The 1,012-nt window shown below is 60.1% G+C and carries 1 protein-coding gene; it reads left to right on the top strand.

Annotation, left to right across the window (positions count from 1 at the left end; genetic code table 11):
* Window positions 1-1,012: reverse transcriptase domain-containing protein (locus tag M2406_RS26460; protein ID WP_259191952.1), on the top strand; the 1,012-nt coding region annotated here is incomplete at both ends.

Here is a 1,012-nt window from a genome sequence, read left to right on the forward strand (position 1 = left end):
CAGGCCTGGCAGTGGCTGTGCGAACAGCGCACGGCGGCCCCGGACAATGCCGACGTCTGGCACATCCGCTGGGCGCACCTGAACACCGGTGAAGGCTGGCTCACCGCGCTCACTGACCGTCTCCTGCGCGGTGACTACCGCCTGACCCCGCTGCAACTGCAGGGCCAAAACGAAAGCCGTAAAGCGGTCTGGGGCGCACAGGATGCGCTGGTCCTGAAATGGGTTGCCCTGTGCCTGCAGCATCAACTGCCGCTGCACCCGTCCTGCGAGCACGTCACAGGCCACGGTGGCGGCAAGCAATCCATTGAGACACTGCATCATCTGCTGACTGACAACACCGACGCACACGAAAAAAAAACTGACGACAGCAACGCCCGAGGCTACACATGGGTGTGCCGCACCGATATTCGGGGCTATTACCGAAACATCAATAAACAAACCCTGATAAATCAGGTAAACCAGCACGTCACCAGCCCGGCACTGCGGGGCCTGGTGCACCAGTACATCCATTACACCGTGGAAGACGGCGGCACGTTCCACACGCCGGAGCAAGGCATCAGCCGCGGCTGCCCGCTCAGCCCGCTGATGGGGGCGCTGCATCTCTATGACATGGATGAACACTTCAGCCAGCAGCCCAATATTCACTACGCCAGGTACATGGATGACGTCATCATCCTGGCCAAGACACGCTGGCAACTGCGTAAACACACCAAACGGCTGATGCAGTGGTTTGGTGAGTATGGGTTTGAGGCACACCCGGACAAGACCCAAATCGGACGAACCGAAAAAGGGTTTGACTGGATGGGTGCCTGGCTGACGTCTGATGGCGTGACGGATATCGCGCCACGGGCGAAGGCCAACCATCGCGAGAAGGTGCGGCGGCTTTATGAGCAGCTCGCGCGAGTACCAATGTGGAAGCGCAAACGCGCAGCCCCGCAGGTACACGCACGGGTGTCGATATACCGCAAGCGGTGGACAATATGGGCTGGCGCTCTCATTGGGTTAGCATCCC

The sequence above is a fragment of the Serratia sp. BIGb0163 genome (genome assembly GCF_024809935.1).
Lineage (GTDB): Bacteria > Pseudomonadota > Gammaproteobacteria > Enterobacterales > Enterobacteriaceae > Serratia > Serratia quinivorans.